This window comes from Citrobacter amalonaticus (assembly GCF_037053465.1).
Taxonomy (GTDB): Bacteria; Pseudomonadota; Gammaproteobacteria; order Enterobacterales; family Enterobacteriaceae; genus Citrobacter_A; species Citrobacter_A amalonaticus_H.
The window spans coordinates 35771-51660 of the sequence record NZ_JBALIF010000017.1 but is presented as its reverse complement, the minus strand read 5'-3'; the positions used below and the strand labels follow the sequence as shown (position 1 = coordinate 51660).

Here is a 15890-nt window from a genome sequence, read left to right as displayed (position 1 = left end):
ACGATCATGAGCCATAACGACACTATCGTCGCCCAGGCAACCCCACCGGGACGTGGTGGGGTGGGCATTCTGCGCATCTCCGGCCTGAAAGCTCGCGAGGTGGCCGACGCCGTTCTGGGCAAACTACCCAAACCCCGTTACGCCGACTATCTGCCGTTTAAAGATGCCGACGGGACAGCGCTGGACCAGGGGATCGCCCTGTGGTTTCCCGGCCCAAACTCCTTTACGGGTGAAGATGTGCTGGAATTGCAGGGACACGGTGGCCCGGTCATTCTCGATCTGCTGTTAAAACGTATTCTGACGCTTCCCGGTTTGCGCATTGCCCGCCCCGGCGAGTTCTCCGAGCGCGCGTTTCTCAACGATAAGCTCGACTTAGCCCAGGCCGAAGCGATTGCTGATCTCATTGACGCCAGTTCAGAGCAAGCAGCGCGCTCCGCGCTGAACTCGCTGCAGGGCGCATTTTCCGCACGGGTTAATCATCTGGTGGAAGCGCTCACTCACTTGCGCATCTATGTGGAAGCAGCTATCGACTTTCCGGATGAAGAGATAGACTTCCTGTCCGATGGCAAAATTGAGGCACAACTCAATGGTGTGATTGCCGACCTTGATTTGGTTCGTGCAGAAGCGCGTCAGGGCAGCCTGCTTCGTGAAGGGATGAAGGTGGTCATTGCCGGTCGTCCTAACGCCGGAAAATCGAGCCTCCTGAACGCACTGGCAGGCCGGGAAGCGGCGATTGTCACTGATATTGCCGGTACCACGCGCGACGTACTGCGCGAGCACATCCATATCGACGGGATGCCGCTGCACATTATCGACACCGCCGGTCTGCGCGAAGCCAGCGACGAAGTAGAGCGTATTGGTATCGAACGGGCCTGGCAGGAAATCGAACAGGCGGACCGCGTGCTGTTTATGGTCGATGGGACCACCACGGATGCCATTGACCCGGCTGACATCTGGCCCGATTTTATCGCCCGCTTACCTTCTACATTGCCGATTACCGTTGTACGCAACAAAGCGGATATCACTGGCGAGACGCTGGGTATCAGCGAAGTGAATGGTCACTCACTGGTTCGTCTTTCGGCGCGTACCGGTGAAGGTGTGGACGTACTGCGCAACCATCTCAAACAGAGCATGGGTTTTGAAACTAATATGGAAGGCGGTTTTCTTGCCCGCCGTCGTCACCTGCAGGCGCTGGCCGAAGCGGCTGAGCATCTCCAGCAGGGCAAAGCGCAACTGTTGGGCGCGTGGGCGGGTGAACTTTTAGCTGAAGAACTTCGTCTGGCGCAACAGGCACTCAGCGAGATCACCGGCGAGTTTACCTCCGACGATTTACTCGGGCGGATTTTCTCCAGTTTCTGTATTGGTAAGTAATCCAGAAGCCGCGATAACCGCCTGTTCATTCGCGGCTGTATCGTTTTATAAGAGGACCTCTTTTTATGGAACATAAACGTTTACTTGATTGCTGTGCTTCAGATTTCGCCGGTATGGACAAAGCCGCGCTGCTGTATGCGATCCGGGCCAGCGAGGGCCGTGTGCTGGTCAGTGAAACCATTGCCATTACCCAACCGCTGCTGAACAACGTCACTAATGCCGAGCTTGCCGCATCGCAGGGGGCGGATATTTTGCTGATCAATATGTTCGACAGCGAAGCACCTCAGATTCAGGGTATGCCCGCCAATGTTGCACCGGAACAGACCTTACATGAACTGCAACGTCTGACTGGCAGACTTATTGGTGTCAATCTGGAAGCCGTCGATCCGCAATTTGCATCGGCGCATGATGACATCTGGAAAATGAAGCCAGGCCGCGCCGCAACGGCGGAGAATGCCCGTAAACTGGTGGCGATGGGGGCGAAGATCCTGGTCCTGACCGGGAATCCTAATAATGGCGTCAGTAATCAGTCGCTGACAATGGCAGTGAAGACTCTCCGGGAAGCCGTCGGCGACAACGCCGTCATCATCACCGGCAAAATGCACGGCGCGGGGATCGTCCGGGAGAGTGGAAGTGACATTATTACCGAAAATGACATCGCCGGGTTCGCCGCGCAGGGCGCAGATATCGTGCTCATTCCAGCACCGGGAACAGTACCGGGTATGAGCCAGCAAAAGGTAGAGTCGCTGATCGCATGTACACATGCTCACGGCGCGCTGGCAATGACGGCAATCGGTACCTCTCAGGAAGGAGCTGACGTCAGTACCCTTCGCCAGATTGCCCTGATGAGTAAAATGGCAGGCGCAGATCTCCATCATATTGGCGATACGGGATATATGGGGATGGCGTTACCAGAAAATATTATGGCGTATAGCGTGGCGATTCGCGGTGTCAGACATACTTATACGCGTATTGCACGTTCAGTAAATCGCTAAGGCAATATTTGAGCCTGATAATTAATTGAATGATCCTTAATTAATTATCCCAGATTTTAACTGTGAGTTTTATCACAGTTAAAATCATCTCTCGTGGACAAATAATTTCATTCCCATAATGTAGCATTGTGTCTAAAGAGGATAACTCAATCATGATTATCTTAAATGCATACATCATTTCTAAATGGTTTAACGTTGACAATAAAATTGTCAATCATCACCCTTAATCCCCCTGCCATTCTATTGCCATAACATAGAGCGTTTGTACTCTGTTCTTTTGGCATATCTCAAACATTCTCATTTTCATTATCGTTGCATAAAGCAATGCTGTAGTGACCTGTTTGTTTTAAATATTGTGAATGCAGACAGCGTTTGAATAAATGAGCATGTACTTATTGCTGGGCATATTTATATGCCTGCGGAGACCGTTTTTATCAAATAAAATGTAATAAAAGGATTAAGTCATGGACAACTTTAAACACTTACCAGAACCGTTTCGCATTCGTGTTATTGAACCCGTAAAACGCACAACAAGAGAACACCGGGAAAATGCGATTCTGAAATCCGGGATGAACCCATTCCTTCTCGATAGTGAAGATGTATTTATTGATTTACTGACCGACAGCGGCACCGGCGCGGTGACGCAAAATATGCAAGCCGCTATGCTGCGCGGGGATGAAGCCTATAGCGGTAGCCGCAGTTATTATGCACTGTCTGATGCTGTTAAAGATATTTTTGGTTACCAGTATACAATACCCACTCACCAGGGACGAGGTGCGGAACAACTTTATATTCCGGTATTAATTAAAAAGCGTGAGCAGGAAAAAGGGCTGGACAGAAGTAAAATGGTGGCTTTCTCAAACTATTTCTTCGATACCACCCAGGGCCACAGCCAGATAAACGGCTGTACCGTGCGTAACGTTTATATTAAAGAAGCCTTTGATACGTCCGTGCGCTACGACTTTAAAGGGAATTTTGACCTCGAAGGATTAGAGCGCGGTATTCAGGAAGTCGGTGCAAACAACGTACCGTATATTGTGGCGACAATTACCAGTAACTCCGCAGGCGGACAGCCAATTTCACTGGCTAACCTGAAAGCGGTTTACGCGATTGCCAAAAAATACGACATCCCTGTCGTGATGGATTCTGCGCGCTTTGCCGAGAATGCGTACTTTATCCAGAAACGTGAAGCGGAATACAGAGACTGGAGTATTGAAGAGATTACCCGCGAGACCTACAAATATGCCGATATGCTGGCAATGTCTGCGAAAAAAGACGCGATGGTCCCGATGGGTGGCTTACTGTGCGTGAAAGATGACACCTATTTTGATGTCTATACCGAATGCAGAACGCTGTGTGTCGTTCAGGAAGGCTTCCCAACTTACGGCGGGCTGGAAGGCGGCGCAATGGAGCGTCTCGCAGTTGGCCTGTATGACGGCATGAACCAGGACTGGCTGGCTTATCGTATTACACAGGTTGAATACTTAGTGGACGGTCTTGAAGCGATTGGCGTGACCTGCCAACAGGCGGGTGGACACGCGGCATTCGTGGACGCCGGTAAATTACTGCCACATATTCCAGCGGAACAGTTTCCGGCTCAGGCTCTTGCCTGTGAGCTCTATAAGGTAGCTGGCATCCGTGCCGTTGAGATTGGTTCGTTCCTGTTAGGGCGCGATCCTAAAACAGGTAAACAATTGCCTTGCCCGGCTGAGCTGTTGCGCTTAACCATTCCAAGAGCAACTTACACCCAGTCTCATATGGACTTTATTATTGAAGCCTTCGAGCATGTTAAAGAGAACGCGGTAAATATCAAAGGCCTGACATTCACTTATGAGCCGAAGGTATTACGTCACTTCACGGCGAAACTGAAAGAAGTTTAATTCTACGCATCAGGGGTGGCGATAATCAAACCACCCCTGCAATTAATCACTTCCTTTAATTGTTGCACACGTTAACAGTTATAGAATCACTATAATTAATGAGGCATCATGGAAGAAAATTCGAATGCTAAACATTCCTCTTTCTGGGGGATTATGGTTATCGCCGGAACGGTGATCGGTGGAGGAATGTTTGCTTTACCCGTAGATTTGTCCGGCGCCTGGTTTTTTTGGGGCGCGTTTATTTTAATAATCGCCTGGTTTTCGATGTTACACTCAGGTCTACTCTTGCTGGAGGCAAACTTAAATTATCCTGTAGGGTCCAGTTTTAATACCATTACAAAAGATCTTATTGGCAACACCTGGAATATAGTGAGTGGCTTTACTGTCGCTTTTGTTCTTTACATACTCACTTATGCCTATATTTCAGCAAATGGTGCGATCATCAGTGAAACACTTTCAATGAATCTGGGACACAGTGTTAACCCCCGAATTGTTGGAATCTGCACTGCAATCTTTGTCGCCAGTGTATTGTGGATCAGCTCATTAGCCGCAAGCAGGATTACATCGCTGTTCCTTGGCATTAAAATCATTTCCTTTATTATCGTTTTCGGATCATTTTTCTTCCAGGTCGATTTTTCGATATTGCGTGACACCGCAGGCAAAATCAATAACGAGACTTCTTACTTCCCTTACATTTTTATGGCGCTTCCGGTCTGTCTGGCCTCATTTGGTTTTCACGGAAATATCCCCAGCCTGATCATTTGCTACGGAAAAAGAAAAGATAAATTAATTAAAAGTATTGTCTTCGGTTCTCTGCTGGCGCTGGTGATTTATCTGTTCTGGTTGTATTGCACAATGGGTAACATCCCGCGCGAAAGCTTCAGTGATATCATAGCCTCAGGCGGAAACGTCGATTCATTAGTGAAATCATTCCTCGGTACCAAACAACACGGAATTATTGAATTTTGCTTACTGGTTTTTTCGAATCTCGCCGTGGCCAGTTCCTTTTTTGGTGTGACCCTGGGACTGTTTGATTATCTGGCCGATCTGTTTAAATTCGATAACTCCTCCACAGGTCGCTTTAAAACTGTTTTATTAACTTTCCTGCCGCCTGCAATTTTATACTTAATCTTCCCTAATGGTTTCATCTATGGCATCGGCGGCGCAGGGTTATGCGCAACCATATGGGCCGTCATTATTCCCGCCGTCCTGGCTATAAAAGCGCGGAAGAAATTCCCTGATAAGATGTTTACCGTCTGGGGCGGTATGCTGATCCCCTCCGTGGTGATTTTGTTCGGGATTGCGGTCATTATTTGCTGGTTTGGTAATGTATTCAATCTGTTACCAAAATTTGGTTAATTATCGAAGTTATAAGAAGGACATGTCGCAGAATGAAGCGGCATGTCTCTTCAACAAATCACTCTCCTCCCAAATGACCGGGTATGAAGCAAAAACATCCAATACGTTCCAGGAAATGTAAATACGTGCAAGTGAGGTTGATTCAGTCGTACTTTTTGGCGATTTACTCTGTCCATAATTTCCGTAAATGATACTCTCGTCACTCTCACCGACCATTAATCAGGGAGCGAAAAATGGCGACTCATTTTGCCAGAGGGATTCTTACGGAGGGGCGCCTGGTCTCAGTGCGTCTGTCATCATTATGCCACCTCGAAGCCCGGAAACTGCCAGCGCATCGCCAGACACGTTTTCTGGCCTCCAGAGGGCTTCTCGCCGAGCTGATGTTTATGCTCTATGGCACTCTTGAATTACCAGAAATCATTTACCAGGCGAAGGGAAAACCAGCTTTCCACGATAAAAATCTGCCCAGCTTTTCCATCGCCTACGCAGGTAATATGGTGGGTGTCGCGCTGACAACGGAAGGGGAATGCGGACTGGATATGGAACTCCAGCGCGCCACCCGTGGATTTATCAGCCCCCATTCCACGGACGTCTCTACCTTTTCCAGTAATGAAAACCTGTGGATTAGTAATCAAAACGATCCGGATGAAGCGCGCGCACAGATGATTACCTTACGTCAGAGTGTGCTGAAACTGATCGGTGATGTTCGCAATGACGATCCGCGCGAACTTCAGTTATTACCCGGCGCAGGGCGGCTGAAATGTGCGCATGTAGCCCAGATTGAGGCCATTTGTGACGCAGAGGAACTGCTGGTGTGGTCGATTGCGGTTACGCCAGACATTGATAAACTTCAGGTTTGGGAGTTTGATAGTAAGCAGGGCTGGAAAAGCCTGCCTGATATCCAGACCCGCGCTAATGCGCCAACGGGTCGTCTGATGCGATTCGCGCAATTATCTGCGGCGACGTCTTACGCCCATAACTGATGGAGTCACCATGTCTGAAACGTTGAAGGTTGTTACGTTACTGGGAAGCCTGCGCAAAGGCTCGTTTAACGGTATGGTTGCCCGTACGCTGCCGAAAATTGCGCCTGCAGGTATGGAAGTGAATGCGTTACCGTCTATCGGTAATATTCCGCTTTATGATGCTGACATGCAGCAGGAAGAGGGGTTTCCGGCAAGTGTAGAAGCGCTGGCTGAACAAATCCGTAAAGCCGATGGCGTGGTGATCGTCACCCCGGAATACAACTACTCGGTACCGGGCGGCCTGAAAAATGCCATCGACTGGCTTTCCCGTCTGCCTGACCAACCGCTGGCCGGAAAACCGGTACTGATCCAGACCAGTTCAATGGGCGCCATTGGCGGCGCACGCTGCCAGTATCATCTGCGCCAGATCCTGGTCTTCCTTGATGCGATGGTGATGAACAAACCGGAATTTATGGGTGGGGTGATCCAGAATAAAGTGGACCCACAAACCGGGGAAGTGATTGATCAGAGCACGCTCGACCATCTGACCGGCCAGCTCACAGCGTTTGGTGATTACATTCAGCGCGTAAAAGCCTGATAATAGAATGTGCCGTATTCTAAAATAATCCAGAAAGCACCTGATTTTCTGGATTATTTTAAATTCCCATTAATGTAAACCTGTCTAAAAAATCGATTTTTTCTGTTTTTTCTCTCAGCCCGCTGTGGCATAGTTATACAAAGTATTGCTGTTGCCTAATTATTATTAACAATTATATTTACTTCGTTTTTTCGACTTTTCAACATATTGCCAACCGGGAACAATGGATATGCCATGGACAGGACATTTTCACATTTGAGGAGTGCATTATGTAGTAGCACACAGCTGGAGAAAGCCATGTACGCCTGTCTACAGGCAATACCTGAGTCAATCGTTTGTGACGGTATTTTCTTCAACTACTATCGTAGTGATATTCGCTGTATCCAGTTTTTAGCCCTGGCGACACATAAAACAGCACGATTGAAACGGGATGTGATACCCATCCCTGAAAATATAGCCAGACAATTTAACCACACGAATAATTTTTCCACTCAACTTATCGAGACATTGAGTCAGTGCCCTCTGACTGAATATGTCGTCAATACCTGCTTCCGTAACATTAAATCCCTTATCCTGATGAGGATGCATCTGGATGGTATCCGGCTGGGAGCAATGGGTATATTTAGTCATCATGCTAATGCTTTTACGCCTCAACATGCTGAATTATTCGAGTCTGTACGAGGGGAACTCTCCTTACTGGCTTTTATTGCTCTTTCCAGGCACAATCTTTTATTGAATCATTCCACCTCTGATATTCCAGAACTCCCCGTAATAGAAGAGAACGAGAAATTTGCCATCAGTCAGACCAACCCTTGTCTTTTACAGCTGTATCAGTCCTTGAATAAACTGGCAAATAGTGAATTGCCAACCCTGTTACTGGGTGAAGCGGGTGTCGGTAAACATACGTTTGCTTCAGAACTACAACAACGGTGTTTAAATCGCAGTGGTTATACGGGGCTAATTACCGCTGAAGGTGAGTTGGTTATTATGAGAAATGGAATACCCGATCGCACAATAACCCTTGATTTCAATAAATTACCAAACATCGCTTTGTTTTTGATATTACATCATGGGTCTTTACTGATAACGGAAATTAATAGTTTACCTGAGCGCTGGCAAAGCTTTTTGTTGGGACTTCATGCAAACTATCGTGAATATTGTCAGCTACAGGTTATTGCTATACAAACACAGTCTTTTTCGTTGCAGCAAAATGCCATCAACCACGATGAATTTAATCAATATCTGACAAACCAAAGATATGCTAACAACCTTTGTCAGGTCATTACATTACCTCCGCTGAGATATCGTCGTGATGATATTCCGCTACTGTTAACATATTACCTGAGAAAATTATCAAGTCAGCATAAGCATACATCTATACCTGTACTGGGTGATGACTCTCTTCGCTTACTATTGAAGTATCATTGGCCCGGTAATATTGCGGAATTATTTGGTTTGCTGGAAAATGCTTACTTTCGCTGTACTAACAACGAATTAAATATTATTTTACCTGGAGAGATGAGCTCTTTATCAATAGCGCCTCTTGATCATGCGATGCGTCAACATATACAAATGGCGTTAAAACAAACTCAGGGTAAAATTTCTGGAAAAGGTGGAGCAGCAGAGTTGCTTGGCATTAATAGTAATACGCTATATAGCAAAATAAAAAAGTTAGGTATTGTTGTGAGGAAAAAATAATCTCCCCTTTCTCTGTTCAGAAAAAGGGGAGATATTTTTTATTTCTGATTTCTGGAACGGTGGAAACCGTCAAGCATTCCTTTAATCAGAGCACCCGGTGTGTCGCCTGTACTGCATAAATAAAGATGCACAATAATGAATGCCGCCATGATCACAGCCAGACCATAGTGGAGCCACGCCACAACCTGCTTGCCCGGCAACGTAAAGAGTGTTTCAGGCGTAAAGCCAGGATACATCATCAATAATCCAGTCACTATCACTAACGGCAATAATAAGAACATCACACAGATATAGCCCAGTTGCTGGAGAATATTGAATTTAGCCATGGGTGATGCATGCTCCGGGTGAGGTTCATTCCGGAAAATTCCATACAGATAGTAGCGAGTTTGACGAATAAGTCGCCCGACAATACCCTGCCAGCGCACCCGATAATGATGCCCGTTGCCGCATAATGCAACCAGGATAAAACCCAGCCAAATAACACATAACGATATACCTGCAAGATTATGCAAATCGACCCAAAGAGAGAATCTCGCACTTACCCGGTGTAGTGCAAAACCACTAACAAGCAGCACGGCGAAACAGAGCGCATTCAACCAATGCCAACAGCGCACAGGGAGCGTATAGAGATAGCTTTTCTCCAATGGCATGTCCGTGATCCGGCGAGACAGGATAATCCGCCCCAGTCCATGGCAGAAAAGCAAGGCAACAAAGCCACCTAACGCCCAGACGATATAACGATCGGCTTGTCCGCTTCCGTTATTACCAATCATGTAGGTATTGGTAAATAAAATGCCATCAACCTGGCGAATAACGGGCGGAGCATTCGTTACCGTTGCCAGTTTTTCCCTGAGTACACGCTCATCAAAGAGTCCTTTACCCAACAAACTTCCGGCTAAAGCGTTTTCATCTGGTGCGAACGTTTTTTGCCGGGTCGCCAGCAGCGATTTATCCCCATGACACTGTTCACAACTGATGGCTTGCGAGGCTGGCAAAATGCGATGCAAAGAAGCATCCGTAGCATCAACATGACAATCAATACAGCGCAAACTTTTAAGATGCTCAGGAGCATAAGGCAGCGCGGAATGCGCCATGTCCTGAGATGTAGACGTTTTTCCCCCTGACAACTGCGTAAAGACACCTGCCCGCGAATGGCAATTCGTACACATCAAATTGTCATCGTGAATACGCTGCTTATCGGGATGATTCAGTGCTCCAGCGGTCATGATGTGCGCGTTGTGGCATGAGGCACAAGAGAAGCGTCCTTTTTCTATCTTTTGACCATGTACACTCTGCTCTAAGGCGTGCACCATATCGCTCATTACCACGCCATGACAACTTTCACAGCTTTTATCGCCATCAGCCGCCAGAATATGCGGAGTAACAGAGAATCCCTCACTCCCGGGCTTACTCTTGTGGCAAGCAATACACGGTACCTCACCATGTACGCTATCGTGATACTTATCCGGAGAAACGAATAAATTCGTTTGTACTTTGTCCATTGAGATGCTCTCAATATCTTTGTCAGCATGACATGCCAGACAAGGTTTATTGAGTTGCGTTGTCGGAATCGGTGCAGAATAAACCGACGGAGGTATTAATCCCAGCAACAGAAAAAAGAACACTCTGATTAAAAATCCGCTCATGATATTCCTCATGGCTTCATATCCGGATATTTAAAAAGATGACAATTATTACAATAAATTACCGAGGGTTTGTGTTCATTGTGGCAAGCGGTACAAGGGACATCTTTGCCGTAATGCATTGAATCATGCGGATTAGGCTCTGCATTCTTGTCATGTGGATCAGGTCGCGTTAATTCGGCAATCTGATCGCGTGAACCGTGACAACTCAGGCAAGATTTATCATTGGGAGCCTTAACCGGTGTGCTGGCGCCATGACATAACTGACATGAAGTATCGCGTCCCGTTGCTTCCAGCGAATGATGATAAGGTTTAACGGTCATTGTATTCAGTTGCTGGTGAAACGAGGCTTCATCATCCGCAGCAGCCATCACCTGGAAAAAACCGCTCCCCAAAAGCAGCAACAGGGCCATCCAAAATTTTGCCATGTTACACTCCCTCAACATCAAATATGTCACCCACTGAACTTGCGGAGGCAACGCTGGCACCCGCTATCCGGCCAAAAACCAAACAATCCGCAACGGCGCAACTGCCAAGACGACTTCCGCCGTGCGAACCTGCCGTAGCCTCTCCGGCAGCATACAAACCCGGAATAGGTTTACTATCAGCAGCGCTAAGGACTTCTGTCCGCATGTTTATCTGCACACCGCCCATCACGTAATGCACTTTTGGCCACACGCGTACAGCGACAAATGGCCCTTTATCAAGCAGCACCGCGCGACTCACATCTTTCTTCATGCGATCGCCCCCTTTGCGGGCAACGGCTGCATTATAAGCATCCACTTCTTCTTGCAGCGGGTTGTAAGGTATACCAAAATGCGCCGCCAACTGATTCAGTGAGTCAAATTGCCAGGCCACGCCATAGTGCAGAGCATGCCCAAGACTTTGGGCTAATTTTGCACCTTCAAGTGTGGTGAAACAGATGGGATATAGAGGATTCCCCTTTTCATCAACCTGCGCCAGAATCCCCTCTTCACGCTCTTTACGGTCGGCAAGTTCGTTGGTAAAACGACGGCCTGAACGCGGATTAACCATGATTCCATTAGGAAATCCGGAGATGGTATTGAATTGTGATACGTAGCCAAATCCGCGCTCATCAGGCGAAGACCATGGGCCTAACTGAATAAGGTCAAGCTGCACTGGTGTTGCGCCAATACGCAGCATTTGGACCAGGCATTCCGATGTGGCGCCGGGGTGATTTGTGGAATCGACACGTTCATCAAGCATAGGGTTTTGCAATTTACGAAAACGTAAATCATTGGAAAAACCGCCTGAACACATCACCACGCCGTATCGTGCACCGTAATTCCTTATCTGACCGCTCTGTTCGTCAGGGAAACGATAACCATCGCGAACCGTCAGACCAATCACTCGTCCCTGAGCGTTTTGTTGGAAAGATTCCAGTTTGCAACGAGAGCGGAAAACAACCCCCATTTTAACCGCAGACTCTTTCAACGGTCTGGTAATCCCCGCCCCTGAACTCTCAACCGTTTGTAGAGTACGAGGAACAGAGTGACCGCCAAAATGCTGCACGAAGGGTTTATATTTAACTCCGTGCCTGAGCGTAAACTCATAGGCCGCCATGGTATTACTGACCAATATCTTCAACTGTTCTTTATCATTAAGCCCACGCCCGGCTTTAAGCATGTCCTTAAACATCAGTTCAGGGGAATCAACAATCCCCTCTTTTTCCTGTAATGGGGACCCCGCAACGGCAACAGCGCCACCATTGATCGCAGAATTGCCGCCAAAAACAGGCATTTTATCAATCACCAGTACACTACGGCCCATCTGAGCGGCTTCCAGTGCGGCGGCTAGTCCGGCAAAGCCGCTCCCGACGACAATCACATCATAGACTTTATGGTAACGCACCGCCGAAGCTGAAGAGCAGCTATCCTGTGCCTGCGCTTTCCCCGCCAACGCCGTAAGCACGCCGCCTGTCGCCAGGATAGTGCTTTTCGTTAAAAAGGATCGCCGCGACGCATTAACGGTTTTTTTCATTGTCGTCATTTGCTCCCTGCTTGCGTAGTGACCAAACTCCCGGCGGAAAACGATGCAATTAACGCTGATGAGTCTGCAATGTTGTCGGTGAAAATCCGATCCTGTGAAACAAACGGCACTTTTTTACGATAAGCGGTAAAGAGTTGGCTGGTCATTTCCCCCAGCTTCAGGTCAGGATTCTTTTGCTTACGCAGATCGATAGCCTGACTGGCGTGGAACAGTTCCAGACCATAAATGCTACGCATATCATCAGCAATCTGACTCAAGCGTTTGGATGCGCGCAGATTATTGGTATAGGTATCTTCAATCGTTCCCGCCATCGGCTGGCCATCAAGGGATACCGGGTTAACCAGATCGCGAATATCAGCCAGTAAAGCAACCTGCGGTTTCTGGATCGCGCCGAAAGCATGCCCTTTTTGATTAGTGTCAGAGGCCAGGAATCGGCTCAGTCCGGTGAAATGGTCATCAGATAAATGCAAAGTACGTTGAACGCTGTTATGCGCCAAATGCCCCATTGCTAAAGACAGGTTCTGAATCGCCAGTGCTAAAGGTAAGGGTTCAAAGTTAGACGTTGGGAAAATTGCGCCGCTGATGGTTTCACCATTCGCCTCTTTTGCGCTAACAAAATATTGCTCAACCTGGCTATTTTCCGCCAACGAACGATCAGCATTCACTATCACCGCTGGGTTATCGTCAGAGCTGTTCATCTGAATGTTCAGCATTTGATGTGCTTCATTCCATTCACGACGCGCCTCATTGAGAACAAATACCGTCGTACGGAAAGAGAGCGGATCCTGTAAAGGACGTCCATCATGATGTTGCCAGAGATAAGAACCTGCCAGCGCTGTACGAATACTTCCTGCGGTATCCTGAATTCCAGGGAAAGGGCGCACACTTAAACTTTGATACAGGAATGGAGCAACATTGCCGTCCAGAGCTTCCAGCGACAAACCGAACAATACAGGGGTAACGTTAATAATCTGTCGTGTTTCCAGTAAGGCCTGAGCAGAATATGCGGTTGATATCGCATTAGAAGAAAGAATCGAAAGTGCATCTTTGCCAAGTGGTTCCAGCTTCTCAATGCCCGCCTGGTTCAGTGCCTTTGCCGAATCCATCTCAACACCTTTCACGCGGACACGCCATTCGCCGATCATCGCGTCGCCAATATGGGAGGCAAGCGTTATATCCGCTTCACCCACAGAGCCACGAGAAGGCACGAGGGGGGTAATATGCTTATTCAGGAATTGCTGATACATTTTGGCTACTTGCGGTTGAGCGCCGGTGTTTCCCGTCAACATTGTATTGAGGCGAATAACCATCGCCAGACGTACGAGTTCATCCGGCATGTAAGGACCCATACCCGCAGCATGTGCATGCAGCGCATTGATATTAAACTCGCGTGAGGCCTGAATAACTTCCGGAGTCAATTTTCCATGCGCATCGAACAATGATTTATCTTTGTTAAGACCGACTCCTACCGTAAGTCCGTACACCGGCACCCCTTTTCCGGCTGCAATCATTAACAGTTTGTTAGCTTTATCGACGCGATCCATTGCTATTGAAGCGATGTCGACTTGTTTTTCTTCATGAGCAATGGCCCAGGCATCATCCAGTGTCAACGAGTGACCATCCAGCGTTACGCTGGTGGCTGAGTAAGCGAACAGAGGGAAAAACAACGAGACACAGAGTGTCGCAATGACAGTCTTCTTCATTTCTAAACTCCTTTTTATAGAGAAAAGAAACAGTAGCGAAAAAAGTCTGTGCGAAAGGTGAAATAGACCCTGCATTTAATCAGTCTATTTTTGATATTTCAAAAAAATCAAAATAAAAACATTTCAATATATTAACAGGTGATTCACCTGATTAAACCATCACTCGCGTCAGGCACAGCAGAATAAAGAAGCGCTAATACATTACTCTGTTTTTTAAGAGTGACAGTTTGCAGGTTTGAGGATGAATAAAGGAGAATAACAAGACCATCAGAAGAGATATGCTTCAGTCTTATAATATAAAACTGAAGCATGCCCTATATTAGTGTGCGTCGATAAACACAATCTTCAGCACGAACAGCAGCGCCACAACAACAACGCAGGGGCTAAGATCACGCAGACGACCCGTGCCGATTTTCATCACGCAGTAAGAGATAAAGCCCAGCGCGATCCCTTCCGTAATGGAGAAACTGAACGGCATCATCACGGCGGTGATAAACGCCGGTACGGATTCGGTCAGGTCTTCCCATTTCACGCGCGCCAGACTGGACGTCATTAACACGCCGACATAAATCAGCGCGCCTGCGGCCGCATAGCCAGGCACCATTCCCGCCAGCGGAGACAGGAAGATTACCAGCAGGAACAGCAGACCCACAACCACAGCGGTCAGGCCGGTACGTCCACCGACAGAAACACCGGAAGAGGACTCGATATAGGCGGTCACGGAAGAGGTGCCGATAAACGCGCCGCTGACCGAGGAGACGCTATCGACAAACAGCGCCTGCTTCATGCGCGGGAATTTGCCTTTTTCGTCTGCCAGACCCGCTTTATCCGTCACACCAATCAAGGTGCCAGAAGAGTCAAACAGGTTAACCAGCATGAAGGAAAAAATCACGCCTGCCAGACCGAGGTTGAACGACCCCGCCAGATCGACATGACCAATGACCGAAGAGACGCTCGGCGGCGCAGAGACGATGCCGTTATAGTGAACATCCCCCATCATCCAGCCTAAAAGCGTGGTGGCAATAATCGATACCAGTACGGCGGCGTGAATGTTACGTGACGCCAGAATCGCGATAATAAAGAAACCGAGTACACCCAGCAGCACGCTATGGGAGGTCAGGTTACCGATGCTGACCAGTGTTTCCGGGTTCGCGACGATCACACCCGCGTTTTTCAATCCCATCATGCCGATGAACAGGCCGATACCACTGGTGATACCAACGCGCAGACTGACAGGGATATTGGCAATCATCCAGTAACGCACGCGGAAGATGGTCAGCAGCAGTAATCCAACGGCTCCCCAGAAAATCGCGCCCATACCAACCTGCCACGGTAAGCCCATTGCGCCGACCACAACAAACGCAAAGAACGCATTCAGCCCCATAGCAGGAGCCAGCGCTACCGGCAGGTTAGCGAACAGCCCCATCAGAATGCTGCCGAATGCGGCAATCAGACAAGTGGTAACGAAGACAGCGCTGGTGTCCATGCCGGCAACGCCCAAAATTTGCGGGTTAACAAAAACGATGTACACCATCGTCAGGAAGGTGGTTAAACCGGCGATCACTTCGGTCCGTACCGTTGTGCCATGTTCGCGCAGTTTAAACACGCGTTCCAGCATCCCCTGACCTGACGTCTGGGTTGTGTGTTGTTGACTCATTATCAATTTCCGAA

At 48.1% G+C, this 15890-nt stretch carries 13 protein-coding genes; 8 read left to right on the top strand and 5 right to left on the bottom strand.

What is annotated here, in order from left to right:
• Positions 1-6 precede the first annotated feature (6 nt).
• The 8 genes from mnmE (at position 7) to WB371_RS20490 (ending at position 8863) form a co-directional block, all read left to right on the top strand.
• Positions 7-1371, top strand: a complete 1365-nt coding sequence (gene mnmE / locus WB371_RS20520) for a tRNA uridine-5-carboxymethylaminomethyl(34) synthesis GTPase MnmE (protein WP_336221885.1) — start codon at positions 7-9, stop codon at positions 1369-1371.
• Between the two features lie 65 nt (positions 1372-1436).
• Positions 1437-2366, top strand: a complete 930-nt coding sequence (locus WB371_RS20515) for a haloacid dehalogenase-like hydrolase (RefSeq protein ID WP_336221884.1) — start codon at positions 1437-1439, stop codon at positions 2364-2366.
• Positions 2367-2518: 152 nt separating this feature from the next.
• Positions 2519-2593: a tryptophanase leader peptide gene (gene tnaC, locus WB371_RS23890; protein ID WP_225935006.1), complete on the top strand. Its 75-nt coding sequence runs from the start codon at positions 2519-2521 to the stop codon at positions 2591-2593.
• A gap of 237 nt (positions 2594-2830) precedes the next feature.
• On the top strand, positions 2831-4246 hold the full coding sequence (tnaA, locus tag WB371_RS20510; RefSeq protein WP_336221883.1) for a tryptophanase: 1416 nt from the start codon (positions 2831-2833) through the stop codon (positions 4244-4246).
• Positions 4247-4354: 108 nt separating this feature from the next.
• The gene (tnaB, locus tag WB371_RS20505; protein ID WP_336221882.1) at positions 4355-5605 is read left to right on the top strand and encodes a low affinity tryptophan permease TnaB; all 1251 of its coding nucleotides are present in this window, start codon (positions 4355-4357) and stop codon (positions 5603-5605) included.
• A 233-nt stretch (positions 5606-5838) separates the two neighbouring features.
• Entirely contained in the window at positions 5839-6588 is a 750-nt protein-coding gene (locus tag WB371_RS20500) for a 4'-phosphopantetheinyl transferase superfamily protein (protein WP_336221881.1), read from the top strand.
• 10 nt (positions 6589-6598) lie between these two features.
• Positions 6599-7165 carry an NADPH-dependent FMN reductase gene (locus WB371_RS20495; RefSeq protein ID WP_336221880.1) on the top strand — a complete coding sequence of 189 codons (567 nt, stop codon included), beginning with the start codon at positions 6599-6601 and terminating at the stop codon, positions 7163-7165.
• Positions 7166-7462: 297 nt separating this feature from the next.
• Positions 7463-8863 (top strand): sigma 54-interacting transcriptional regulator, encoded by a 1401-nt coding sequence (locus WB371_RS20490; RefSeq protein WP_336221879.1) that lies wholly within the window; start codon positions 7463-7465, stop codon positions 8861-8863.
• A gap of 38 nt (positions 8864-8901) precedes the next feature.
• Here WB371_RS20490 and phsC read toward each other — a convergent pair whose 3' ends face one another.
• The 5 genes from phsC to adeP all read right to left on the bottom strand — a co-directional run bounded on the left by phsC (position 8902) and on the right by adeP (position 15876).
• Positions 8902-10509: a thiosulfate reductase cytochrome B subunit gene (gene phsC / locus WB371_RS20485; RefSeq protein ID WP_336221878.1), complete on the bottom strand. Its 1608-nt coding sequence runs from the start codon at positions 10507-10509 to the stop codon at positions 8902-8904.
• Between the two features lie 8 nt (positions 10510-10517).
• Complete coding sequence (locus WB371_RS20480) at positions 10518-10934, bottom strand: cytochrome c3 family protein (RefSeq protein WP_336221877.1); 417 nt, start codon at positions 10932-10934, stop codon at positions 10518-10520.
• Position 10935: 1 nt separating this feature from the next.
• Positions 10936-12516 (bottom strand): flavocytochrome c, encoded by a 1581-nt coding sequence (locus tag WB371_RS20475; protein WP_336221876.1) that lies wholly within the window; start codon positions 12514-12516, stop codon positions 10936-10938.
• Positions 12513-14219 (bottom strand): aromatic amino acid ammonia-lyase, encoded by a 1707-nt coding sequence (locus WB371_RS20470; protein ID WP_336221875.1) that lies wholly within the window; start codon positions 14217-14219, stop codon positions 12513-12515. Before WB371_RS20470 ends, WB371_RS20475 begins: the two co-directional genes overlap by 4 nt.
• Before the next feature lie 319 nt (positions 14220-14538).
• A complete protein-coding gene (adeP, locus tag WB371_RS20465; RefSeq protein WP_336221874.1) occupies positions 14539-15876 on the bottom strand; it encodes an adenine permease AdeP in 1338 nt (445 codons plus the stop codon).
• Positions 15877-15890 lie beyond the last annotated feature (14 nt).